General features: G+C 71.8%; 21 protein-coding genes. 10 read left to right on the top strand and 11 right to left on the bottom strand.

From position 1 onward, the window contains the following. Positions 1 to 14: 14 nt before the first annotated feature. Together zapE and BXU09_RS03585 are read right to left on the bottom strand one after the other, a co-directional pair. Positions 15 to 1019, bottom strand: a complete 1005-nt coding sequence (zapE, locus tag BXU09_RS03575) for a cell division protein ZapE (protein WP_078300635.1) — start codon at positions 1017 to 1019, stop codon at positions 15 to 17. Between the two features lie 130 nt (positions 1020 to 1149). Further along, positions 1150 to 1848 (bottom strand): S4 domain-containing protein, encoded by a 699-nt coding sequence (locus tag BXU09_RS03585; RefSeq protein ID WP_078300637.1) that lies wholly within the window; start codon positions 1846 to 1848, stop codon positions 1150 to 1152. Positions 1849 to 2071: 223 nt separating this feature from the next. Here BXU09_RS03585 and BXU09_RS21850 point away from each other — a divergent pair, with 223 nt between their 5' ends. Together BXU09_RS21850 and BXU09_RS03595 are read left to right on the top strand one after the other, a co-directional pair. Further along, complete coding sequence (locus BXU09_RS21850; protein WP_276205829.1) at positions 2072 to 4702, top strand: EAL domain-containing protein; 2631 nt, start codon at positions 2072 to 2074, stop codon at positions 4700 to 4702. Positions 4703 to 5135: 433 nt separating this feature from the next. After that, complete coding sequence (locus tag BXU09_RS03595) at positions 5136 to 6119, top strand: MBL fold metallo-hydrolase (RefSeq protein ID WP_078300640.1); 984 nt, start codon at positions 5136 to 5138, stop codon at positions 6117 to 6119. 179 nt (positions 6120 to 6298) lie between these two features. On the opposite strand, the gene BXU09_RS03600 is transcribed toward BXU09_RS03595, so the two are convergent. Continuing rightward, complete coding sequence (locus BXU09_RS03600) at positions 6299 to 9268, bottom strand: insulinase family protein (RefSeq protein WP_078300642.1); 2970 nt, start codon at positions 9266 to 9268, stop codon at positions 6299 to 6301. Positions 9269 to 9405: 137 nt separating this feature from the next. Between BXU09_RS03600 and BXU09_RS03605 the strand changes: the two genes are divergently transcribed. From BXU09_RS03605 to BXU09_RS03625, 5 genes are all read left to right on the top strand, one after another. After that, positions 9406 to 10401, top strand: a complete 996-nt coding sequence (locus BXU09_RS03605) for an Ig domain-containing protein (protein WP_078300643.1) — start codon at positions 9406 to 9408, stop codon at positions 10399 to 10401. Continuing rightward, on the top strand, positions 10398 to 11042 hold the full coding sequence (locus BXU09_RS03610; protein WP_240500991.1) for a hypothetical protein: 645 nt from the start codon (positions 10398 to 10400) through the stop codon (positions 11040 to 11042). Before BXU09_RS03605 ends, BXU09_RS03610 begins: the two co-directional genes overlap by 4 nt. Continuing rightward, a complete protein-coding gene (locus BXU09_RS03615) occupies positions 11039 to 11578 on the top strand; it encodes a hypothetical protein (protein ID WP_078300645.1) in 540 nt (179 codons plus the stop codon). The genes BXU09_RS03610 and BXU09_RS03615 overlap by 4 nt, the downstream gene beginning before the upstream one ends. Before the next feature lie 69 nt (positions 11579 to 11647). After that, a complete protein-coding gene (locus tag BXU09_RS03620) occupies positions 11648 to 11866 on the top strand; it encodes an RNA-binding S4 domain-containing protein (protein WP_055363436.1) in 219 nt (72 codons plus the stop codon). Beyond that, positions 11860 to 12417 (top strand): DUF1684 domain-containing protein, encoded by a 558-nt coding sequence (locus tag BXU09_RS03625; RefSeq protein WP_078300646.1) that lies wholly within the window; start codon positions 11860 to 11862, stop codon positions 12415 to 12417. The genes BXU09_RS03620 and BXU09_RS03625 overlap by 7 nt, the downstream gene beginning before the upstream one ends. 15 nt (positions 12418 to 12432) lie before the next feature. On the opposite strand, the gene BXU09_RS03630 is transcribed toward BXU09_RS03625, so the two are convergent. Both BXU09_RS03630 and BXU09_RS03635 read right to left on the bottom strand, forming a co-directional pair. Further along, entirely contained in the window at positions 12433 to 13041 is a 609-nt protein-coding gene (locus BXU09_RS03630) for a ComF family protein (RefSeq protein ID WP_240500993.1), read from the bottom strand. Positions 13042 to 13067: 26 nt separating this feature from the next. Next, on the bottom strand, positions 13068 to 13586 hold the full coding sequence (locus BXU09_RS03635; protein WP_240500994.1) for a hypothetical protein: 519 nt from the start codon (positions 13584 to 13586) through the stop codon (positions 13068 to 13070). 282 nt (positions 13587 to 13868) lie between these two features. Between BXU09_RS03635 and BXU09_RS03640 the strand changes: the two genes are divergently transcribed. Further along, positions 13869 to 14147, top strand: coding sequence for a hypothetical protein (locus BXU09_RS03640; protein ID WP_055363435.1), 279 nt, complete (start codon positions 13869 to 13871; stop codon positions 14145 to 14147). Between the two features lie 228 nt (positions 14148 to 14375). Here BXU09_RS03640 and BXU09_RS03645 read toward each other — a convergent pair whose 3' ends face one another. The 5 genes from BXU09_RS03645 to gatC all read right to left on the bottom strand — a co-directional run bounded on the left by BXU09_RS03645 (position 14376) and on the right by gatC (position 19063). Further along, positions 14376 to 14837 (bottom strand): hypothetical protein, encoded by a 462-nt coding sequence (locus tag BXU09_RS03645; RefSeq protein ID WP_078300648.1) that lies wholly within the window; start codon positions 14835 to 14837, stop codon positions 14376 to 14378. After that, the gene (locus tag BXU09_RS03650) at positions 14834 to 15361 is read right to left on the bottom strand and encodes a DinB family protein (RefSeq protein ID WP_078300649.1); all 528 of its coding nucleotides are present in this window, start codon (positions 15359 to 15361) and stop codon (positions 14834 to 14836) included. The genes BXU09_RS03645 and BXU09_RS03650 overlap by 4 nt, the downstream gene beginning before the upstream one ends. A 63-nt stretch (positions 15362 to 15424) precedes the next feature. Further along, positions 15425 to 17392, bottom strand: a complete 1968-nt coding sequence (locus BXU09_RS03655; protein WP_078300651.1) for an endonuclease — start codon at positions 17390 to 17392, stop codon at positions 15425 to 15427. 100 nt (positions 17393 to 17492) lie between these two features. Beyond that, positions 17493 to 18770 carry a serine--tRNA ligase gene (serS, locus tag BXU09_RS03660; protein WP_078300652.1) on the bottom strand — a complete coding sequence of 426 codons (1278 nt, stop codon included), beginning with the start codon at positions 18768 to 18770 and terminating at the stop codon, positions 17493 to 17495. After that, complete coding sequence (gene gatC, locus BXU09_RS03665; RefSeq protein WP_078300654.1) at positions 18770 to 19063, bottom strand: Asp-tRNA(Asn)/Glu-tRNA(Gln) amidotransferase subunit GatC; 294 nt, start codon at positions 19061 to 19063, stop codon at positions 18770 to 18772. Before gatC ends, serS begins: the two co-directional genes overlap by 1 nt. Before the next feature lie 55 nt (positions 19064 to 19118). Between gatC and BXU09_RS03670 the strand changes: the two genes are divergently transcribed. Next, on the top strand, positions 19119 to 20600 hold the full coding sequence (locus tag BXU09_RS03670; RefSeq protein ID WP_078300655.1) for a serine hydrolase: 1482 nt from the start codon (positions 19119 to 19121) through the stop codon (positions 20598 to 20600). Between the two features lie 89 nt (positions 20601 to 20689). Continuing rightward, on the top strand, positions 20690 to 21271 hold the full coding sequence (locus BXU09_RS03675) for a FlgD immunoglobulin-like domain containing protein (RefSeq protein WP_078300657.1): 582 nt from the start codon (positions 20690 to 20692) through the stop codon (positions 21269 to 21271). A 57-nt stretch (positions 21272 to 21328) separates the two neighbouring features. Here BXU09_RS03675 and BXU09_RS03680 read toward each other — a convergent pair whose 3' ends face one another. After that, a complete protein-coding gene (locus BXU09_RS03680; protein WP_078300658.1) occupies positions 21329 to 21916 on the bottom strand; it encodes a GNAT family protein in 588 nt (195 codons plus the stop codon). Positions 21917 to 21968: the final 52 nt, after the last annotated feature.

The raw sequence follows: 21968 nt of genomic DNA on the forward strand, positions 1-21968 counted from the left end.
GGACACTCCGGGGGTCAGGGCTGGCGGGCTTCCTGCAGCATCTCGGACAGGCGGGACAGGCAGCGGCTGTACTTCTTGGCGTACGCGCCGTGCCGGTACGTGTCGCTGAACAGCCCGGTGAGGCTGGTGCCGGTGAACGCGGCGCTCAGGCCCAGGTCGTACAGCTTGTCGATAAAGTGAACGAAGCGCAGGGCGACGTTCTGGTCGGGCATGGGGGTCAGGTCGGTGATGGCGATGGCCTGCACGTCCGCCAGGAGGCGGCCGAAGCGGCTGGGGTGCACGAGCAGCAGGTGGCGGCTCAGGTCGCGGTGCGTGAGGCGGGCCAGCGTGGCGGGGTTCTGGCGGGCTTCCCAGGTGTCGTACTCGGCACTGGTCAGGGTGTCTTCGGGGCGCACGCCGCGCTGGCGGTAGTCGGGGCCGTCGATGCGCCACGTGTCGAAACGGTCGGCGATGCCCTGGATCTGGCGCTGGAAGTCGCTGGCGTTGAAGCGGCCCTGGCCGAGCGCGCCGGGTTCGGTGTTGCTGGTGGCGATGACGCTGGTGCCGCCGGGCATGAGTTGCCCGAGGAAGGTGTTGGCCATGTGGGTGTTGCCGGGATCGTCGAGTTCGAATTCGTCGATGAGCAGCAGGTCGTGCTGGCGGAAGGCGTCGACGGCGCGGGTCATGCCGAGCGCACCGATGATGTACATCAGGTCCTGGAAGCTCATGATGGCGCGTTCACCCTGCGCGGCGTGGTAGGCGCTGGCCAGCAGGTGGGTCTTGCCGACGCCGAAACCGCCGTCGAGGTACAGGCCGCGTCCCTCGGGTTTGGAGCGGCGGAACAGCCGGAACCCGCCGGGGCGCACCTGCGCGCCTTTCAGGAAGACCTGCACGGCCGTGCGGGCCTGTTCCTGGCTGGGGTAGGCGGGGTTGGGGGTGTAGGTGCTGAGCCGCACCTGTCCGTAACGCTGGCTGGGGGTCAGGTCGCGGGTCAGCTGTTCAGGCTGCAGGGCGGGGTTGCGGGTGGTGAGGTCGATCACGGGCGGGGCGTCACTTGTGGGGGCGTCACTTGTGGGGGCGTCACTTGTGGGGGCGTCACTTGTGGGGGCGTCACTTGTGGGGGCGTCACTTGTGGGGGCGTCACTTGTGGGGGCGTCACTTGTGAGGGCGTCACTTGTGAACGTCGAGTTCGACTTTGTAGTTTCCGCGCCGGGTCTCGTTCACGACGCGTTTGAAGTCGATGCGGCCCAGGCCGTCGGCGCTGAGGCTGTCGCCCTCGCGGATTTCGCTGCTGGCGCGCGCCGGGCTGCCGTTCAGGCGGACCTTGCCGCCGTCGATGCCCTGCTGGAAGTACGCGCGGCTGACGCCGAAGCCCTTGGCGCCGACCACGTCGACGCGCATGGAGGGCACGACCACCTCGCGCACCTTGCTGCTCTTGCCGGCGCTCTCGCCGACGGGCTGCACCGTGACCTGCCGTCCGCCGAGTTCGGTCAGGGCGGCGAGGGTCTGGGCGGCCTTGCCGGTCGCGGCGATCAGGAAGTCGCCGCGGTCCTCGCGCAGGTCACCGAGCTGCTCCTCGTCCAGTTCCAGGCGGCGCAGTTGCACGCTGAAGTCCTGCGCGTCCCAGTGGGGGGCGGCGTCCTCGGGCGTGACGCGGTAGACCTGCACGCCGCTGTCCACCTCGGGGATGTGGGCGGGGTGCAGGGTCAGGATGACGCGGCGGGCGTCGGGGAAGCCGCCGGCGATCCTGTGGTTCAGGTCGTCGCCGGTCAGGAGTCGGCGGTCGATGTCGTCGCCGTCCAGGAAGGGGGTGCGGACGACCCGGCCTCCGCGGGCCTGCGCGACCAGGGTGGAGAGCTTGTGCTTCATGCCTTCAGGATAGTGCGCGCCGGGCGCGGGCGTACCGGAGCGGGGGGGGAGGTCGGGGCCGGGCTTGCATGAAGGTGGTAAGACTTGAGGTGACACGATAGGACCGGTCCTGCCCGCCGCGTGACCGGCCCGCGCTGGTCCCTGCACCTGCTTCCCGCTGTCCTCATCCGCGTCTTTCATGCGTTCGCCGCTGCGCGGCTCCGGAACGCGAGGTAATCCAGAAGTGACTCCCCTTGCTACTTTTTCAGCTGTTCACGCCACCCTGAGTGACCTGCTGCGCGTGCATGCGCCGCAGGCGACGCTGCTGGCCTCGCTGGGCGATGAGGTGCTGCGCGTGCGGGCCGACGCGCCGGCCGAGTCGGTCGGGCCGGACCTGGTACCCCCGGACGAGTGGTTCGACCGGGGAGAGATGACGTGGCTCACGCGGGACGGAGCGCTGCTGGGCCTGCTGTGGACCGAGGACGGCGATGTGCCGGCGGCGGCCGTGCAGGTGCTGACGATGCTGCTGGCGGCCGCGCGGGTGGACGGCACGAACCGCGAGACCGAGGTGCTGGTCACGCAGTTGCCGGTGGCGACGGCGTGGCTGACGGGAGAACTGACGTTCCGCAAGGTCAGCCGCCCGTTCCTGGAGCTGTTCGGGCTGCCTGAAACGCAGGTGGTCGGTCAGGGAGTGCAGCAGGTGTTCGCGGGGCGTGAGGCGTTCCTGGAGGTGCTGGCGCAGGCCGGAGCGGGCCGCTCGGTACGGCTGCCGGACGAGCAGGTGCGCCGGGGCGGCGCGGTCGTGTGGGTGCGCGGCGAGGCCCGGCCGTACTACGGCGGGGCGGTGGCGGGCGTGATGCTGACCCTGCAGGACGTGACGGGCGAGTACGAGCGGGCCGCGCGGGTCTCGGCGCTGCTGGATACCGATACCCCGGCGGCGCTGCTGTCGGATTCCGGGGCGGTGTTGCAGGCCAGTCACGGGCTGCTGGAACTGCTGCCGGCGGCGTCGCCGGTCGTGACGGGCGCGCCGCTGTGGGCGTGGCCGTGCTTCGCGAACGTTCCGTCGGACACGGTGCGGGATCTGGTGCGGCTGGCCGCGACGGGCGGCGCGGCGCGCGCCGAGGTGGAATTGCAGGGGGGCGGCACGCTGACCCTCAGTGTGCGGCGCACCTCCGAGGAGGGGCTGCTGGTCGCGCAGGGCGAGGCGGGAGGCCGTGACGGGCGCGCGCCGCTGGGCGTGATGACGCAGGTGCTGGCGCTGTCCGAGGACGCCACGATCCTGGTGGATCACCTGGGCCGCGCGCAGCTGGTCAGTGAGCGGGCGTCGGCGCTGCTGGGCGTGGAGGCCGCGCGACTGGTGGGGCTGGGCGTGTCGCGGGTGCTGGGAGAGCTGGGCGTGCGGCTGTTCACGCCGGAAGGCGAACCGCTGGTCATGCCGGACTGGAAGGACGTGCCGCTGCCGCTGCGGCGCGAGGTGCTGCTGGCCCTGCCGGACGGCACGGTGCGGCAGATGGAGCTGCGCGCCACCGGCGTGGGCGGCGAGGCCGGCGGGGCGCGCGGCAGCGTGCTGCTGACGCTGCGGGACCTGACGGCGCTGCGCCGGGCGCAGGCGAAGATCCGGCACGACGCGCGGCACGATTCGCTGACCGGGCTGCTGAACCGCACCGGGCTGCGCGAGGCGCTGAACGTGGCGGGCGGGGCGGGCAGCGTGGTGTGCCTGGACATCGACGGGTTCGGGGCGCTGAACGCCGCGCTGGGCCGCACGGCCTGCGACCGGCTGCTGATTCAGGTGGCGGCGCGCCTGAACGACCTGGCCAACGAGTCGCGCGGGCAGGCGGCGCGACTGGCGGACGATTCCTTCGCGGTGACGCTGCCGGGCCTGGACGCACTGGGCGCGGCGGGGCGGGTGCGGGCGGCGCTGCAGCAGGTGCCGCTGCGGGTCGGTCAGCGGGACGTGTCGGTCAGTGTGGCGCTGGGCGTGGTCATGCTGGCGGCGGGCGTGCCGGGCGACGTGGCCCTCGGGGACGCCGAGGTGGCCATGCAGCACGCCAAGCGGCAGGGCCGTGATCAGGTGAGCGTGTTCAACCCGGACCTGCGCGAGCAGGTGGCGCGCGCCTTCGAGCTGGAAGAGGCGCTGCGCGGCGCGGTCGAGGGCGAGCAGTTCACGCTGCTGTACCAGCCGGCGATCTCGCTGCGCGAGGGGCGGCCCGTGAGTGCCGAGGCGCTGCTGCGCTGGAACCACCCGACGCTGGGCATGCTGAGCCCCAACCGGTTCCTGGATCTGGCGAGCCGCAGCGACCTGATCACCAGCATCAGCGAGTGGGTGGTGCAGGAGGCCGTGCTGGGCCGCTCGGCGGTGCGCTCGGCGTTGCCGGAACGGTACGGGGACTGGACGGTCAGCGTGAACCTGGGGCTGGAGGAACTGCGCCGCAGCGCCGGTCTGCGCCGCCTGCTGCCGCTGCTGTCCGCCGAGGGTGCCCCCGATATCGAGGTGGCAGCCGGCAGCCTGCTCGATCACAGTCAGGAGACGCTGGGGCTGCTCGAGCAGCTGCGGTCCCTGGGCGCGCGCCTGAGCGTGGACGATTTCGGGGACGGGGCCAGCAGCCTCGCGTCGCTGACGCGCTTCCCGCTGAGCGCCGTGAAACTGCACCCGACCCTGACGGCCCGCCTGCCGGGCGACGACAAGTCGCTGGCGCTGGTGCAAGGGACCATCGACCTGGCGCACCGGCTGGGGCTGGGCGTGGTGGCCGTGGGTGTGGAGACCAGCGAGCAGCTGCACATGCTGCGCGGCCTGGGCTGCGACGCCGCGCAGGGGTATGCGATCACGCCGCCGCTGGGCCGCGCCGAACTGCTGTCCTGGCTGCGTGACCATTGATACGGACTCCGATTGAATGGGCTGCAAAGACCGTTCAATCCGAGCGAAGCGAGAAGGAGAGAAACGGGTTCCGGACGTGGAGTTGGCAACCCGGTGTTGTTCCGGGTTGTTAACGAAACAGACGGAATCCGTATGATCCGGACTCCGGTTGAGTGGCTTGTAGAGCCACTGGGTCCGAGCGGATGCGACTCGTAGAGCTGCCCCGCAGAGTGGGAGAGAAACGTCCCTCCGGGCGTGGAGTTGGCAGACCGGTGCGGTTCCGAATTGTCGACGAAACAGACGGAATCCCCATGAGGGGGGTGCCGGGACGGGGTGCCCTCCGGGCGGTGATCATGAACGGACGGTCAAGGGAAGGGTAGGCGGCGCTGCTATTCGGCATGGCCTCACTGTTTAACGTGAAGCGGTTACAGATCACTTTCACGGAGGTTCCTGCATGTCCAACCATACCCCCACCGACGACCGTCCCACCCCCACCCTTGCCCGGCGTGACGCGCTGCGCCTGATCGGCACGGCCGGCGCCCTGGCCGCCGCCGCTCCGCTCGCCCGCGCCCAGACGGCCCCCGCTGCGCCTGCCGCCATGGCCCCCATGAACGGCAACGGCTTCTACCGCCAGAAGATCGGCGACATGACCGTCACGGTCTTCAGCGACGGCACCGCGCCACTCGCCGCGCTGCTCCCCACCTGGGGCGCCAACCCGGACCGGCAGGCCGAATTCACGCAGACGCTCGCCGAGTACCACGTGGCCGCCGCGAACACCGTCAACCACTTCAACCCGGTCCTGGTCGAACAGGGCGGGCAGCGCATCCTGATCGACACCGGGCGCGGCGGCGCCAACGGGCAACTCGTGGCCAACATGCGCCGCGCCGGCATCGAGCCGGACAGCGTGAACACGGTGTTCATCACGCACGGACACGGTGACCACATCGGCGGCCTGACCACCGCCGGGAAACCCACCTTCGCGAACGCGCAGCACGTCATGGGCGAGGCGGAATTCAACTTCTGGGTCACGCAGGCCAACCCCAACGACGCCGTGAAGAACAACCTGATCGCCCTGAAAGACCGGTTCAGGCTCATCGCGCCCGGCCAGGAGATCGTCCCCGGCCTGACCAGCGTCCCCACCCCCGGCCACACCGCCAACCACCTGAGTGTCCTGGCGCAGAGCGGCGGGCAGGGCATCATGATTCTCGGGGACGCCGGCGGCCACTTCCTGATCTCCCTCAAGCACCAGGGCGCGTACGTGGGCTTCGACACGAACGGCGCACTGGCCGCGCAGACCCGCCAGCGGATCTTCAACCGCATCGTCACCGAAGGGCTGTGGGTGACGGGCTACCACTTCCCGTTCCACGCCATCGGCCACCTGCGCCGCCTGAACGCCCGCTCGTACGAGTACGAACCGACCCTCTGGAACTGGAGCTGAAGCGGGGGGAGTAGGCCGTAGCGAGTGGAGAGTGGGAAAGACGACCCCGCCGCTGACCGCCCGCCACAGACAGAGAGGGCCGCACGGAACGCGTCCGTGCGGCCCTCCTCTGTCGTGCGGCTTTCGGGGGTGGGAAGTGAGGGGCCGCCTCCAGCCCCTCCCACTCCCTCCGGCCTCCTTTACACGCCCTGAACTTCGAAGGTCAGGCCGAGTTCTTTCAGGGTGTCGTCGTTGGGGTCGCGGCCAGTGACAACGGCGTACGCGGCGCGGTCGGGGGTCAGCCAGGTGTCCATGACGCGGCGCAGGTCGTCGAGCGTGACGGCCAGCAGGCGGGTCTTGAAGGCCTCCTGCACGTCGGGCGTGTAGCCGGCCTGGTCGCTGTAGAAGCGCATGCGTCCGGCGGTGTCGGGGCTGGTGAGGGGATCGAGGACCTTGCTGGCGCCCAGGATCGCCTCGGTCAGTTCGCGCTGCCCGAGGGGGGTGTCGAGGAAAGCGCGGGCGTCGCGGAACACGCGGTAGGTGCGGGCGATGTTCGGGTCGCGGTAGCTGCTCATGGCGAACACGCCCTCGCGGGTGTCGAAGCTGGCGGCGCCGCCGTACGCGCCGCCCTTCTCGCGGATTTCCTTGAGCAGGTAGTTGCTGCGCAGCAGGCGCGACAGGACCAGCAGGGCCGGGCTGTCCGGGTGGGTGTACGGCACGGTCTGGAACGCCACGGCGTTGAACGCGACGGGCGAGTCGGTCGTGCGGGCCTGCGGCGTGCGGGGGGCAGTGGCGGGGGCCGGGCGACCGACGGGGGCGCTGCCCGTGAACAGGCTGGTCACGCCGCTCAGGTCCAGCGTCAGGTCCGGTTCAGTGGCGGTCAGGGCCAGGACGGGCGTGCCGGCCAGGATCAGGTCGCGGATGCGGCTGAAGCGGGCGATCAGGTCGTCGAGGCCGCTGATGCCGCCGCTCTGACCCTCCACGGCCCGGCCTTCCACGATGCCCTTGAGGGTGTTCAGGGCGCTCAGGCCCCCGAAGCGTTCGCCGAGCGCCCCGGCGGGGCTGACCTGCGCCCCGGCCAGCCGCTCGGCGTAGGCGTTGCCGCTCTGCACGACGCTGGCCTTCAGGCCCGCGAGTCGCTGGCGCAGCAGCTGTTCCAGGCGGTCGCGGGTGAATTCCGGCGCGGCCAGCAGGTCGCGGATCACGTCAGTCAGGGCGGGGGCGTTGCGGGCCAGGGCCTTGCCGCTGAAGCTGAGGCTCAGGCGCAGGGCGCTCAGGTCGTCGGGGCGCACGCCGCTGCTGACGCTGGCGCTCACGCCGCCCGTGACGGCCTCCATGCGGCGCGCCAGGGCTGCGTAGTCCTGCCCGGCCGCGCCGCCGCGCGTGACCGCGAAGGCATACAGCGGCAGGGCGTCCAGCAGGTCGTCCGGCACGTCGGGCAGGCGCACCTGCACGTCCAGGTAGCTCAGGCCGCCGGTCGGCTGGGGAATGCGGGCGACCAGGGCGGCCCCCGCCTGCCCGGTGTGGTACGGGAGGCGCAGCACGCTGGGCGGCACGTCCGACAGGCTCAGGGTGGGCAGGGTATCCAGCGGGTGTTCCTGCCCCTGCAATTCCTTGAGGCGCAGGCTCTCGGCCACGATGCGCGCGCGGTCCTCGTCGGTGAAGCCCGCGCTCAGGCGGTCGATCAGCGCCTGCTCGTCGGCCTCGGTGCGAGCGGCGAGTTCCGGGTTCGGCGCGAGTTCCAGCGTCACGCGGTGCGGGTTGTTCAGCAACTCCCGCTCGATCATGGGTTCAAAGACGCGCCCGGCGTTCAGGTCGGCGCGCAGGCGGTCCAGTTCGGCGTCCAGGCGCAGGCCGGTCAGCGGGTCGCCGCCGTACAGCCAAGGCCCCAGCATCCGGAACATCACCTGCAGCGCGAAGGGGTACCCGGCGTTGCTGACTTCCTTCTGCCCGATCTCGAACTGGTGCAGGCTGCTCTCGATCAGTTCCGGGTCGATGCCGCTCTCCGCAATGGCGCGCAGGGTGTCCAGCACCAGCGTCTCGACGGCCTGCACCTGCCCGGCCCCCAGGCCCTTGAGGCCCACGGCGAACGCCCCCTCACGGAACGAGTCGCGGTAGCCGCTGAGGTCGGCGAGGCCCGCGCCCAGCCCGGACTCGATGAGCGGACGGGTCAGCGGCGCAGCCGGGTTGCCCAGCAGCACGTCGCTCAGCACGCTCCAGCGCAGGTTGGCGTCGGCGTCGCTGCTCAGGCCCAGTTTCCACAGCACGCTGACCTGCGAGCCGCGTTCCGTGTCGGTGCCGGGGTACTCGGCCCGCTCGGCGCGCGGCACGGCAAACGGCGTCTGGTCGGGAATGCTGACGTCCAGCACCTGCGCCGTGAACTGCCCCATGACGTGCACCTCGATGGCGTCCAGGATGCGCTCCAGCGGGAGTTTCCCGTAGGTGTAGAAGAAGGCGTTGCTGGGGTGGTAGTGCGCCGCGTGGAAGGCCCGCAGGTTGTCGTAGGTGAGTTCCGGGATGTTCTCGGGCGCGCCGCCGGAGTTGTTCGCGTACGTCAGATCCGGGTACAGCGCCTTCCCGAACGCCCGCCACATGACCGAGCCGGGGTTCGCCATGCCGCCCTTCATCTCGTTGTACACCACGCCCTGCAACTTCAGCGGGGTCGTGGGGTCGTCGGGCGTCTCGAACTCGAAGCGGTGCCCGTCCTGGCGGAAGGACTCGTAGCGCATCAGCGGGAAGAACGTGGCGTCCAGGTACACCGACAGCAGGTTGAAGAAGTCCTGCTCGTTGCGGGTGCTGAACGGGTACGTGGTCCAGTCGTTGCTGGTCATGGCGTTCATGAAGGTGTTCAGGCTGCGCGGCAGCATCGCGAAGAACGGGTCCGGCACCGGGTAACGCTGGCTGCCCATCAGGACGATGTGCTCCAGGATGTGCGCCACGCCCGTGCTGTCCTTCGGGACGGTCGGGAAGGTCACGGAGAACGCGGCGTTGTCGTCCTCGCGGATCACGTGCGCGTGCCGCGCGCCCAGTTCGTGCGAGAGGAGCACCAGCGTGCCCTGCATTTCCGGGAGGGTCTCGACCCGCTCGACGGTGTAACGGCCCAGGCGCTCGCCCACGCGGGGCGCGGCGGGCAGCGCAGATGGCAGCGCAGCAGTTGGCAGTGAAGTCATGCTCCCGAGTCTAATCCCGCGCCTGCGCCCGGAACGCTGAGATTCGCGACGATTCCCGCCGCCCGCCGCCCGGCCGGGGCGGATGTCATGGGAATCTCACCGCCGGGGCGGGCGGCGGCGGGTACACTGCGGGACATATGGCACCTCACGCACCCGCCGTCCGGCTCGCGCTGGCTGGCCTGCTCACGGCCCTGCTGGCAGCCTGCGGTCAGGAGATCACCGGCACGACCAGCAGCACGCAGGACGCACTGTACTTCGCGGACAGTCCGTCCGGGCTGCCGCCGCTGTACACCGGCGAGGTCTACGCGGCCACCCTGACCCCGGCGGGCGGCGCGGGGCCGTACACGGCGCGGCTGGCGGGCGGCACCCTCCCGCCGGGCCTGACCCTCAGCGGCCTGAACCTGAGCGGCACGCCGAACAGGACCGGCACGTACACCTTCACGGTCGAGGTCACGGACTCCACGCTCTCCACCCGCAGCAAGGAGTACCGCCTGACCGTGCAGGACCTGCCGGCGCTGTCGCTGGCCCCCACGTTGCCCGTCGGCGAGATTCGCGGAGACACGCGCATTCCCGTGACGATCAGCGCGCCCCGGACGGTGCGGGCCGCGCGGCTGGTGTGGGACCTGCCGGCCGGCGTGAGTGTCAGCGGCGCGCAGCCGGGCCAGACGGGCGGCGTGCTGTTCTGGCGGCAGGACGGCCAGCGCCTGACCGTGGACGTGGGCTTCAAGACCGTGCCGCGCAGCGGGGCGCGCGTGGCGCTACTCAGCCTGAAGGTCACGAAACCCGTCACGCTGGCCGGGTCGGCGCTGGGTTTCGAGGCGCGCGACGGTCAGGGCAAGCTGCTGAGCGAGAAACTGATGCCCGACGAGCAGAAGAAACGCGACGAGGCCGCCGCGAAAGCCGCCGCAGAGAAAGCCGCTGCGGACAGGGCTGCGGCTGACAGGGCTGCGGCCGAGAAGGCGGGTCCGGCGGCGCCCGCCGCGCCCGTCACTCCAGCGGTCCCCCCGGCCTCCACTCCCCCGGCCCCCAGCACGCCCGTCTCCCCCGCCCCGGCCGGTCCCCCGGACCCGGCGGCGCCCACTCCACCCGGCAGCACCCCACGCGAAGGCACCCCGCCCGGAGGCACCCCGTGAGGGCCGCGTTCCTGCGTGGAGCGCTGCTGGCCGGGCTGCTGGGGCTGGGCGCGGCGCAGGCCACGGTCGCCCCCACCCTGAGCCTGGAGCAGCAGGCGCGCCGCGCCGAGGTGATCGTCCGCGCGACCCTCGGTTCGCCCGTCGATGTCAGGGACGGCGACGTGACGTACGTCGCGTACCCGCTGACCGTCACCGAAACCATCGCGGGCGACCCGGCCACCCTGCCGCGCCACGAAGGCGCTCCGGCGCTGCTGTTCCTGAAGGGCGCATCCGACCTGCCGCAGCTGCGGGCCGGTCAGGACGTGATCGCGCTGCTGTACTCGGCGCGGATGGACAGTCCGCTGGTGGGCTTCAACCAGGGGCTGTATCCGGTCGTGAACGGCAGCCTCGTGCCGGGCGTTGCGCTGGGGACGGCCACCCCGCCGACCAGCACCGCTCCCGCCAGCGCCGCTCCCGCCAGCACCGCCCCGGCCAGCGGTGGGGCCACTCCGGCACCCACCACTGCGCCCAGTCCCGCGCCCATCCCGGCGCCCGGCAGTACGCCCGCCGACCCACCAGCGGCCAACCCGGCCAACCCGCTCATCACGGACCCGGCGAAGCTGCGCGCCGCGATCCTGGCCGCGCGGGAGGCCCGCCCGTGAGGGGCGCCCGACTGGTCACGCTGCTGCTCGCCGCCGCCCTGACAGGCCACGCCGGGGCGGCCAGCGTGAAGCTCCGCCCGCAGGGCGAGGCCCTGACGCAGGCCGTGCGGGCGGCGCTGGCGGCCATCAGCACGCCGGAACTGCCGGTCACGCTGGACACCAGTGGCGGCCCGCTGCTGACGCTGGGAGGCAGCGGGGCCAGCGCCGCGCCGTTCAACCCGGACGTCGCCGCGCGGCTGTTCGTCAGCGGCACGGAGCGCCGCATCGAGTTCAACCCGCGCGGTCCCCTCCCCCTTCAGGAGGCCGTGCAGATCGCCCTGGCCCGCGAACTGGGCCTGAGCGCCTGGACGCCCGCCGCCGCCCGCACCAGCCTGAGCGGCGCGGACCTGAACGGCGACGGGCGCATCGACCTGACGGACCTGGCGATCCTGATGAACAACTACGGCAAGAGCACCACGACCGGCGACCTGAACCAGGACCGCCGGGTGGACGACGCCGACCTGCGCCTGTTCAGCGAGCAGTACAGCAGACGCTGACCCGCGCCGCCGGGCGGGAAGGAACGGGCGTACAGTCCCCGCGCCGCCCGCCCTGCTACGCTGCCCGGCATGACCGATTCCAGTTACTCTCCCTACGATCCGGACACCATCGACCTGCAGGACTTCCTGAAGCTGCGCGGCATGGTCGAGACGGGCGGCGAGGCCAAGTTCCGCGTGCAGGGCGGCGAGGTCCGCCTGAACGGGCAGATCGAGACGCGCCGCCGCCGCAAGCTTCGCCGGGGCGACATCATCGAGTACGCCGGGCAGCGCGTCACGGTGGAGTGGTAAGCAGCGTGGGCCTGTACGAGGAGGCCGTGCTGGACTTCCGTAACCGCAAGGACCAGCACTTCGCGGCCGGGAAGGGACCGGTGGACCCGAAGTCGTTCCATGGCCTGCGGTACTTCGCGCCGGACGAGTCGTGGGCGTTCACGGTGCTGCTCGACCGCCTGCCGCAGGACGAGGGGGGCGAGTTCACGCTGGAGACGAACACCGGCCAGACACGCGTGATGGTGCGCTACGGGCAGGTGACGCTGCCGCTGCCGGGCGGCGAGCGCACGCTGTGGGTGTTCACGCCGCCCGGCGACGATCAGCCCGCCCGGGTGTTCATTCCGTTCCGGGACGCCACGAGCGGCGCGGCCGAGGGCGGCACGTACGGCGCGGGCCGTTACCTGGACGCCGCGCTGGACCGGCAGCTGGGCGGCGAGGGCGCGCTGGTGCGGGTGGATTTCAACCTCGCGTACCACCCGTACTGCGCGTACGGGGACGGCTGGACCTGCCCGCTGCCCCCGCGTGAGAACTGGCTGCCGGACGCGGTCACGGCGGGCGAACGTCTGCCCTGATCCACCCAGGGCTGGTCAGCGGGCGATGACGGCGGCGTACAGCTCCGTCACGCCCGCCTGTTTCAGGGCGTCCTGGCAGGCCAGCAGGGTATTGCCGGTGGTGAACACGTCGTCGATCAGCAGGACCGGGCCGCCCGGCAGTGCGTCCGGGCGGGCGCGGAACGCGCCGTGCAGGTCCTCGCGCTGCGCGGCGTGACGGCGGGCCTGCTGAGCGGTGTGGCGGGTGCGTTGCAGGCCCGGCACGCACGGCACGCCCAGCCCCGCAGCCACGGCGCAGCCCAGCAGTTCCGCCTGATTGAAACCCCGTTGCCGCTGCCGAGCCGGGTGCAGCGGCACGGGCACGACCGCCTGCACGTTCCAGTGGGCGGGCACGCCCCCGGCGAGGGCCTCGCCCAGCACGGCGGCGAGGTCGCGGGCCTCCCCGAATTTCAGGGTGCGCACCACGCGGCGGTTCACGCCCCGGTACGCGCCCAGCGTCACGAGGTGCGGGACCGGCTGGGCACGCAGGGGACTGTGGGCCTCGACGCGAGCGTGCAGGGCGGCGCGGCAGGCGGCGCACAGTCCGGCGGCGCGGCCCAGCTGCCCGCCGCAGCCGGGGCAGGCGCGCGGCAGCAGGGCGCGCAAGGCGTCCCCGAGAAGCTGCGCGGCGTTCAGGAGCCCACCGGTTGCAGTTCATCCACGAACAGCGGCGGCTCGTTGTCCTCGATGCGTTGCCACGCGGCGTTCAGGCCGGTCGGGTCGAGCATGGGCGCGGCCAGAGAGAAACTGGCGATGTGGTGCGCGCACACGCGCCGCACGCCGCTCTCGCCCAGGCGGGCGCGTTCGGCGGAGCTGAGCAGGGCGGCAAAAGCGGCCGGGTCGCCCAGCGCCGGGTGGCTGCCCTCGCGGATCGCGGCGCGCAGGAACGCCGCGACCTCGGCCGGGTTCAGCCAGAAACCGAACATCAGTTCGTCGGACAGGTCGTCCAGGCGGCGCATCTGCCCGCTGCCCATGCCCCGGCGGATCAGGGACCGCGCGAGTTCCTGGCGTTCCAGGCGCCGCGCGGCGTACTGCGCCAGGGTCAGTTGCTCGCGGGGCGGCGCGACCCGGCCGCCCACGGCGCGGCGCAGGCGGTACGCCAGGACGTAGCCCTGGTACTCGCGCAGCAGTTCGCTGACTGGCGTGGTCACCCCTTCAGTGTACGGGGCCGGGCGGGTCAGTCCGTGCGTTTTCACGCACGTTTGATCGGGGTACGGCACGCTGCGGGCGGGCGGGCATCTGCGGCGGCAGGCCACGCACAGAAAACACAGACAGGCGGGACAAAGGACACATCTGCAGCGCTTAAGCTGTGCGGCACAACACCCTCAGCTTACTTCCGGCTGTTTCAGTCGCCTCCGTTCCCGGCGTTCACCTGCCTCTGCCTGCCTTCCTGTTTCATTGCCCCGATCCACCCAGAGGAGAAGACCACTTCCATGCATCAGCTCAGACGCCACCATGAATTCGAGTACCGGTCCCGCAGCGGCGAGGACCTGCTGGGCCGCGTGGACATCTGGACCGACGTGGCCGCCGCCCGCGCCGTCCTGGTCCTGCGTGACCTGCCGGTCGGCGAGGCTGGCCGCGCCCTGAACGCCCTGAACAACAGCGTGCTGCCGTACCTGCTGCGCCCGGACACGAAGCTGCTGGTGCTGGCCCTGCGTCCGGCCGAGGAGGGCGTGAAGGCCCGCGCGCTGGTGCTGCCGCAGAGCGCCTGAGCGCAGGCAGACGGGCCGCCCCGCACCTGTTCAATTCAGGTGCGGGGCGGCCCCTTGATCGCTGCTGACGTCATACGGACTCCGTTTGTTTCGCCGACAATCCGGAACATCGCCGGGTTGCCGGCTCCACGCCCGGAGGGGCGTTTTGCTCCTACTCGCTCTTCTACGAAGCTCTACGAGTCCGCTCGGATTGAATGGTCTTTGCAGCCCATTCAATCGGAGTCCATCTCACTCCAGTACGAAGCGCACGCCTTCCTCGAAGGTCACGCGCGCCACGTCCGCGCGGGGCAGCACGGCGTTGCGTTTCCAGGGCATCCATTCGGTCTGCCCGGCGGCGCTGCGCAGGAAGCCGCGCACACCGACTTCCACGTAGCGGGCCGGGCCGCCCAGCAGGGCGCTCAGGCCCGCACGCAGGGTTTCCGGGTCGCGCAGGGGGCCGGTCAGGCGGGCCGAGGGCACCTCGTCGGGCGCATCTTCGCCGGACTGGTCGGCGTGCAGCGCGGCCGGGTGGGGGCGGTACAGGTCCACGGTGAAGCCGTCCAGGGTCAGCAGGGCCGCGCGGGCCTGGGCGGCCGGGAGCGGCTGCGTGAACGCCACGTGGATGTCGAGTTCGAAGCCGCGCACGCCCTTGTCGGTGCGGGTGCTGGCGGGCGCGGTGGAGGCAGGGGGGGTGGAGGCGGGGTCGGTCATGCGCTGGCGCTGGCTTCCAGTTGCTTGCGGTGGTTGTTCAGGTGAATGGCGACCATGCGCATCCAGTCCATGGCGTCCAGTTCCCCGAAGAACGGGTGCCACAGCGTGCGGCCCGGCGTGTGGCGCAGATCGGCGGCAGCGCGTTCCAGTCCGGCGCGGCTCTGCGCCCAGCGGGTGTCCAGGTCCTCCCAGGCGAGGCCGGTGTCGCTGGGGCGGGTGTGGGGCGGGGCGACGCGGCGGCCGTCCGGGGTGGTCTCGCCGGGCGCGCGGGGCGAGGGGCGCAGCTCCCGGTCCGACAGCAGCAGCGCCACGCCGCGCGAGATCGAATCGTTGATCAGGATGACGTGCTCGGCGTCCTGCGCGGGACTCCACTCGCGGCCCGGTTGCACGCGGGTCCAGTCGGCCTGCCGGGTGCGCAGCTGCGCCTCGAAGCGGTCGAGTTCCTTGGTCAGGCGGGCGCGCACGTCGTCGGGCGTGGCGCCCATCACGGCCAGCACGGCCGGGTCCGTCAGGGATTGTGTCATGCCGTCAGTGTAGCGCCCGGTGCCCACAGACACCCTGCTTCCCCGGCAGTTCCCGGGGGCTGCTCAGCGGCCCAGGCCCTCCGTGAAGTCGGTCGTGGCGGCCCAGTCCGGGTGGTCGATCAGGGGGTTGCGGTTGCCCTGTGCGGCGTGAATGGCGGCGTTGCGGTGGCGTTCCCAGTCGCCGGGCGGGTGCGCGGCGTGCCACGCCAGCAGCGTCTGAAGGTGCCGGGGCGCGTACTGGCGGATCACGCCGGGGTATCGCAGCAGGAAGTACAGCGTGGCGCGGGTGGCGGCACCCCGGCCGTGGGCGGGTTCGAACTCGCCGGGTTCGCGGCGGCCGCAGTCGCTGCGGATCGCCTCGCCGTAGTCGGGGAAGTCGAAGTACGGCGTGTTGCCCCGGAAGGAGTTGCAGTCGGGTTCGCAGGCGAACAGGTGGTGCAGGTCGCCGCGCATGGGCTGCCGCTTCGCGAACCAGCTCTGCGGCACGACGTGCTCGCAGTTGTACGGCAGGGCGTCCTCCAGCGCGTCGGCGTTCAGGCCCTCGGCGGCGGCGAGGCGGTCGCGGCGGGCCTGGGCGGCGCGGTCCGCCTCGATCAGTTCGGCGGGCGTGTGCTCGCGGCCCGAGTACAGGCTGCGCAGCCGCCCGTCGGGCCACACGTCCACCCAGGGGTACAGTTGCTCGGCGGGCGCGTAGGCCAGCACGCGGGCGTGCGTGCCGGTCACGAGTTCCGACAGCGCCAGGAACCGCTCGCGGGGCGTGGCACCACCGTTCAGGTCGGCGTTCAGCGCGGCGTAGTAGGCGCGGGCGGCGTCCGCGTCGGCCGGGTCGAGGTACGGGCGATTCCCGACCGGCGCGGGCCTCCCTTCCGGCGCTTTCAGCCGCAGCGTGAGCGTGACGGGCAGGGTCACGCGGCCGTCCGGATCGGCGTTCAGGGCCTTCAGGTCCAGTTCGCCCAGGTCCAGGGTGGCGCGGTCCTGGGCGGAGCGGGTCGGCGCCACCGTCCTCTCGGGAGCGGGCCGGGGCGGGCGGGGCGCGGCGAGCAGTTCCGCGATCAGCGGGTGCGCGGCGTCCGGGCCGGCGCGCAGGTCCTCCAGAATCCGGCTGATGCGGACGCCCTCGTTGGCGATCCAGTCGATATCGCTGTCGCTGTCGCCGGGCGCGGTGGGCCGCCCGTCGCGACGCAGCACCCGGCCCTGCGCGTCGGTGCGGGGCACGCCACTGTGGTGCAGGGCCACGACCTCCCAGGCGTCGTTGAAGACGGGGCTGCCGCTGCTGCCGGGGGCGGTGTCGGTCTCGTAGTGCAGGAAGTCCGGCAGGCGGTCCACGAGGCGGTTCTCGCGCAGCGCCACCTGTTTCGGTTCGCCGCTGGGGTGCTGGATGATGCTCAGGGCCTCGCCCAGCACGTTCCGGTCGGCCCCGCCGAAGCAGGGAATCCACCCGAACGGCGCCGTGTCGCCCCCCACGGCCACGATCGTGTAGTCCAGCGGCTCGCTGGTCAGGAACAGCGTGTCGGGGTCCAGGGACAGGGTCACGCGGTCACGCAGGGTGCCGTCCGGGCGCAGTTCGTAGTCGAATTCGGCGGCGGCCGTGCGGGCGTCGTCGGGGCCAGTCAGGACGTGGTTGTTGGTGATGAGCAGTCGGGGGCTGCACAGCCAGCCGGTGCCGTACCCGGTGGTGCGGCCCCGCCGGTCGCGCAGGACCACGCGGGCCACGGCGCGGGCGGCGGCGCGCGCGAGGTCCAGGTACGCCACGCCCACCAGATCGTTCGCGCCGAGCAGGCGTTCCACGTTCTGCCGGGTGTCCTGCGGGAGGCGCGAGGTGAGTTGCGCCAGCGGTTCGTGCCCCTGCACCAGCGCGTGGGCGTCCGGCATGGGCACGCCCAGCCGCGCGAGGCGGGCCTCGACGCGCGCGGCCGAGTCGGTCTCGATCAGGCCGCGCACGTTCAGGCGCTCCAGTTGCTCGGTCCGCTGCGCCCGGCGATTCAGGAACCGGGCCTGGGTGTCCTGCACCAACTCCGCTGGAATGTCCATGTGGTCAGCATACCAGTACGCCCTGAGCGTAACGGGTGTGGGGTGCGGGCCGGCAGACAAGCCACCGACCCACACCCCACTCCCTCCCGCCTCCCGTCCGTCAGCGGACGGGCTGGCCGATCACTTCCTTGCCGCCCAGGTAGGGGCGCAGCGCGGCGGGAATGCGGATGGTCCCGTCGGCCTGCTGGTGGTTTTCCAGCAGCGGCACCAGGATGCGCGGCGCGGCGACGCCCGTGTTGTTCAGGGTGTGTGCGAAGACCAGTTTGCCGCCCGCGTCGCGGTAGCGCAGGCCGGTGCGGCGGGCCTGCCAGTCGCCCAGGTACGAGCAGGAGTGCGTCTCGCGGTACAGCTGCTCGCTGGGCACCCAGGTTTCGATGTCGTACATCAGGACCTTGCCGGCACCCATGTCGCCGGTGCAGTTCTGCACGACGCGGTACGGGAGTTCCAGGGCTGCCAGGAGTGCCTCGGCGTTTGCCAGGATCTTCGCGAACCATTCCAGGCCGACTTCCTCGCTGGCCTCGCACAGCACGTACTGCTCGACCTTGCGGAACTCGTGCACGCGGATCAGTCCGCGCACGTCCCGCCCGGCGCTGCCGGCCTCGCTGCGGAACGCGGCGCTGATCGCGGCGAACGTGATCGGCAGCTGCTCGTGCTGAAGCTGCTCTCCGGCGTACAGGCTGTTCACGGGGACCTCGGCGGTCCCGGCCAGCATCAGTTCGTCGCCCTCGATCTTGTACACCTGATCCTCGCCGCCGGGGAAGTGCCCGCTGCCCACGAACGCGTCCGGGCGGGCCAGGGCGGTGGTGGACAGCGGCGTGAAGCCCCGCCCGGACAGGAAGTCCATGGCGAACATCAGCACCGCCATCTCCAGCATGACCGCCTCGCCCTTCAGCAGGTAGCTGCGGCTGCCGGACACGCGGGCCACGCGCTCGGGGTCGCTCCAGCCCTGCTTCTCCAGCAGCTCCACGTGATCCAGCGGCGTGAAGTCGAACTCGGGCAGCTGCCCCTCGCGGCGCAGTTCGACGTTCTCGCTGTCGTCCTTCCCGACCGGCACCGAGGGGTGCGGGATGTTCGGCACGCGCAGCAGCATGAGCTTCAGGCTGTCCTCGTGGGCGCGCAGGGCGGGTTCCAGCGCCCTCAGCTCCTCGGCGAGGTCCTTGCCTTTCTGGATCAGGGCGGCGCGCTCGTCGGGCGCGGCTTTCGGCACGAGTTTCGCGTTGGCGTTGCGTTCGGCCTGCATGGCCTCCACGCGCTGCTTCAGGTCCACCAGTTCGCGGTCCACGCGCAGCAGGTCGTCGATGTCGATGTTCACGCCCTTGACCTGCGCGGCGTGCCTGACAGCCCCGGCGTTCTCGCGGATGAATTTGAGGTCTAACATCAGTCGGCCTCCACGGTGCGCGGCACGCGGATGTGACCGTCGGGCATGCTCTCGGGGGCCAGGGCGGTCACGGCGGCCTGCGGGAAGACCGCGCCGGGCACGTCGTCGCGCAGCACGTTCACGAGGTCGACCGGGCGCTGCATTTCCTGCACGCCGCTGGTGTCCGCCTCGCCCAGCAGGTCGAAGTACCCCAGCACGCGGGTCAGGTCGCCCTGCATGGCGGTGCGTTCCTCCGGGGTCAGGTGCAGCCGGGCAAGCTGCGCGAGGTGGTCTATCTGGGCCGCGTCGATCATGCCCAGAAGTATAGAGGCGCGGAACCCGGACCCGGCGGGCCGCGTACCGGGTGCCATGCGACCTTCCTGGCGTGCCCCGGTCTTCCTGAGCGTCTCTCTGCTGGCGTCCGCGCAGGCGCAGGCCACCCCGGACATCCCGGCCGCCGTGACGCGGCTGTTCAGTGGGCCGGTGCAGGCGGCGTGGCTGGCCCCGGACTTCCAGGCGGCCCTGAGTGCCGAACAGCTTCAGGCGGGGCTGGACAGCCTGCGCGCGCAGCTGGGAGCCTTCGTGAGTGCCGGAACGCAGGGCGGCGTGACCGTCGCGGTGTTCGAGAAGGGACAACTGGGCGTGCAGGCCGCGCTGGACGACCAGGGGCGTTTCACGGGCCTGCGCTTCGCGCCGCTGGTGGCGAACGCGGACGCGACCGGGGCCGACTCGCCGCGTGAGCTGCTGAAGCGCATCTTCAGCGGGCCGCTGGACCCGGCGCTGTTCTCCCCGTCGTTCCTGGAGGCGCTGCCCGAAGCGCAGTTGCGGTCCTTCCTGGAGGGCCTGCGCACCCAGTACGGCCCGCTTCAGGACGTGCAGGTGGGCGCGACCGGCGCCACCCTGATCTTCGAGAACGGCCCGCTGAACGTCACGCAGTTCACGCTGGACGCTCAGGGCCGCGTGACCGGGCTGGTCGTCGCGCCCGTCACGCCAGAAGTGACCTTCGGCTCGCCCGACGAGGCGCGCGCCGCCTTTGCCGCGCTGCCCGGACAGGTCAGCCTGCTGGTGCAGGAGGTGGGCGTTCAGGGCGGCGCCCCGCTCATCGCCCTGAACGCCGCGCGGCCCCTGGCAGTCGGGTCCACCTTCAAACTGGCGATCCTGGCCGAGTTGCAGGCGCAGGTCAGCGCCGGGCAGCGCGCCTGGACCGACGAACTGACCCTGACGGACGCCGACCGCAGCCTCCCCAGCGGCACGTTGCAGGACGCGCCGACCGGCAGCCGGTACACGCTGCGGGACCTCGCGGCGCGCATGATCTCGCAGAGTGACAACACCGCCACGGACCTGCTGCTGAACGCCGTGGGCCGCGCGGGCGTGGAGGCCCGGTTCGGTCAGAGGCCCATGCCGGGCACCCGTGAAGCCTTCGCCCTGAAGAACCCCGCGAACGCCGCGCTGCTCGCCGAGTACCGCGCCGCCGTCCTGAACGTCCCGGCGCGGCAGGCGGTGCTGGAACGGGCGCGCGTGGCGCCGCTGCCCGCCGCCTCGGCCTTTGCGGGCGGCCCCCTGGCGCGGGACGTGGAATGGTTCGCCAGCACGGGACGCCTGTGCCGCCTGATGAACGACGTGGCAGCCCTGAAGGAAACGCAACTGAACCCCGGCGTGGCCGACCCCGCCGCCTTCCGCAGCGTCAGCTTCAAGGGCGGCAGTGAACCCGGCGTGCTGAATCTGACCACCCAGGTCACCACCCCGGCGGGCCGGACGTACTGCGTGAGCGCCACCTGGAACGACGCCCGCGCCCTGAACGACCCGCAGTTCCTGGCGCTGTACGGCGGCGTGCTGCGCCTGCTGCGCTGACCCCGCCCCCACCACACACCGCGCCCTCCCTGAAGGTTCGCTCAGGGTTCCTCACGCAGCGTCAGGCGGGGCCGCGCACAGTGAGGGGCATGACGCCCCGCATCCGCACGGCCCTGCTGTCCACCGCCCTGCTGTCCACCGGCCTGTTGGGCACGCTGTCCGCCCAGGCCCAGGTGAGCATCTTCACCATTCCGGCCCTGCCGCCCCGCAGCGCCGCCCCGGCACCCACGACGCCCGCGCCCACGACCCCCGCACCCGTCACGCCGACCCGGCCCGCCCTGAACCCTGCGCTGGCTACCCCGCACAGCGCCAACCTGAGCGGCCCCGGCAGCCTGCGCGGCGGTCAGGACACCACCTGGACCTTCAACCTGACCAACCTGGGCGAGGCCGTCATCGACCTGCAACACGGTGCGTGCGACGTGCGCTTCGAGGTCCTGAACGCCGCCGGGCAGGTCGTGCGCGCCAACCCCACGAACACGGTCTGCACCATGCAGCTCGTCATGACGAACGTCGCGCCGGGCGAGACCATGGACGTGCAGAGCGTCCGCTGGAACGGCCGGGGCAGCGACGGCAAGGCGCTGCCCGCCGGGGAGTACACCATCCGCGCGTACTTCAACGGGGCGGGCGTGAGCATCGTCGCCGAGGACTACCCGGTCACGCTGGAAAACTGACCCCCGCACCGGGCAGCGGGCCGCCTTCCACGCGGCCCGCTCTCTCGTGCCGGTCTGTCAGGGCATAGCCCCGGTCGCCCAGTCGGTTCGCAGGTATGCGAGTTTCACGCTGTCCCAGCGCTGCCCGGCCCAGGCGCGGGCCTGTGGGATGCGGGCGCACTCGCGGAAGCCCAAGCGGGCCGCTGCGCGGATCATGCGCTCGTTTCCGCCCCAGGTGGTCAGGGTCAGGACGTGCGCGCCGGTCTGGGCGAAGGTGGCGTCGGTCCACAGCCGCAGCGCCTGCGTGCCCAGCCCGCCGCCCCAGTGCCGGGGGGCGAAGATCAGCACGCCCAGATCCCACCAGCCGCCGCCCTCCGGGGCTTCCTCGTGGCGGGTGACCTGCCCGATACACGCGCCGTCCAGCGCGATGATCCGCCCGTGCGGGTCAGGCGCGCGGCGGTGCTCGCGGGCCGTGAAGTCGGTCAGGGACAGCGTGGACGGCCCGCCAGCCGCGTGGAAGTACGGGGCGTCCCAGCGTTTCCATTCCGGGTCGCTCTCCGCGTGCAGCCAGCGCCAGAGGGTGGGCAGATCGTCGTCGCGGCGGCTGCGCAAGGTCAGGGCGGGCAGGGTCAGCGTCGGCAGGTTCAGGCTGGGCTGTGCGGGCATCGGCGCGCAGCGTACCCCGGCCGGGCTTGTGGGGACATGCGCCTTTTGCCGG

It is taken from the genome of Deinococcus sp. LM3, assembly GCF_002017875.1.
In the GTDB taxonomy this organism is placed as follows: Bacteria; Deinococcota; Deinococci; order Deinococcales; family Deinococcaceae; genus Deinococcus.

Coding starts and splice junctions, on each gene's coding strand:
- BXU09_RS03640 (WP_055363435.1), top strand. CDS start 13,869: ATGCATCAGCTCAGACGCCACCATGAATTCGAGTACCGGTCCCGCAGC.
- BXU09_RS03655 (WP_078300651.1), bottom strand. CDS start 17,392: ATGGACATTCCAGCGGAGTTGGTGCAGGACACCCAGGCCCGGTTCCTG.
- gatC (WP_078300654.1), bottom strand. CDS start 19,063: ATGATCGACGCGGCCCAGATAGACCACCTCGCGCAGCTTGCCCGGCTG.
- BXU09_RS03585 (WP_078300637.1), bottom strand. CDS start 1,848: ATGAAGCACAAGCTCTCCACCCTGGTCGCGCAGGCCCGCGGAGGCCGG.
- BXU09_RS03600 (WP_078300642.1), bottom strand. CDS start 9,268: ATGACTTCACTGCCAACTGCTGCGCTGCCATCTGCGCTGCCCGCCGCG.
- BXU09_RS03605 (WP_078300643.1), top strand. CDS start 9,406: ATGGCACCTCACGCACCCGCCGTCCGGCTCGCGCTGGCTGGCCTGCTC.
- BXU09_RS03595 (WP_078300640.1), top strand. CDS start 5,136: ATGTCCAACCATACCCCCACCGACGACCGTCCCACCCCCACCCTTGCC.
- BXU09_RS03620 (WP_055363436.1), top strand. CDS start 11,648: ATGACCGATTCCAGTTACTCTCCCTACGATCCGGACACCATCGACCTG.
- BXU09_RS03650 (WP_078300649.1), bottom strand. CDS start 15,361: ATGACACAATCCCTGACGGACCCGGCCGTGCTGGCCGTGATGGGCGCC.
- BXU09_RS03645 (WP_078300648.1), bottom strand. CDS start 14,837: ATGACCGACCCCGCCTCCACCCCCCCTGCCTCCACCGCGCCCGCCAGC.
- BXU09_RS03675 (WP_078300657.1), top strand. CDS start 20,690: ATGACGCCCCGCATCCGCACGGCCCTGCTGTCCACCGCCCTGCTGTCC.
- BXU09_RS03670 (WP_078300655.1), top strand. CDS start 19,119: ATGCGACCTTCCTGGCGTGCCCCGGTCTTCCTGAGCGTCTCTCTGCTG.
- BXU09_RS03680 (WP_078300658.1), bottom strand. CDS start 21,916: ATGCCCGCACAGCCCAGCCTGAACCTGCCGACGCTGACCCTGCCCGCC.
- serS (WP_078300652.1), bottom strand. CDS start 18,770: ATGTTAGACCTCAAATTCATCCGCGAGAACGCCGGGGCTGTCAGGCAC.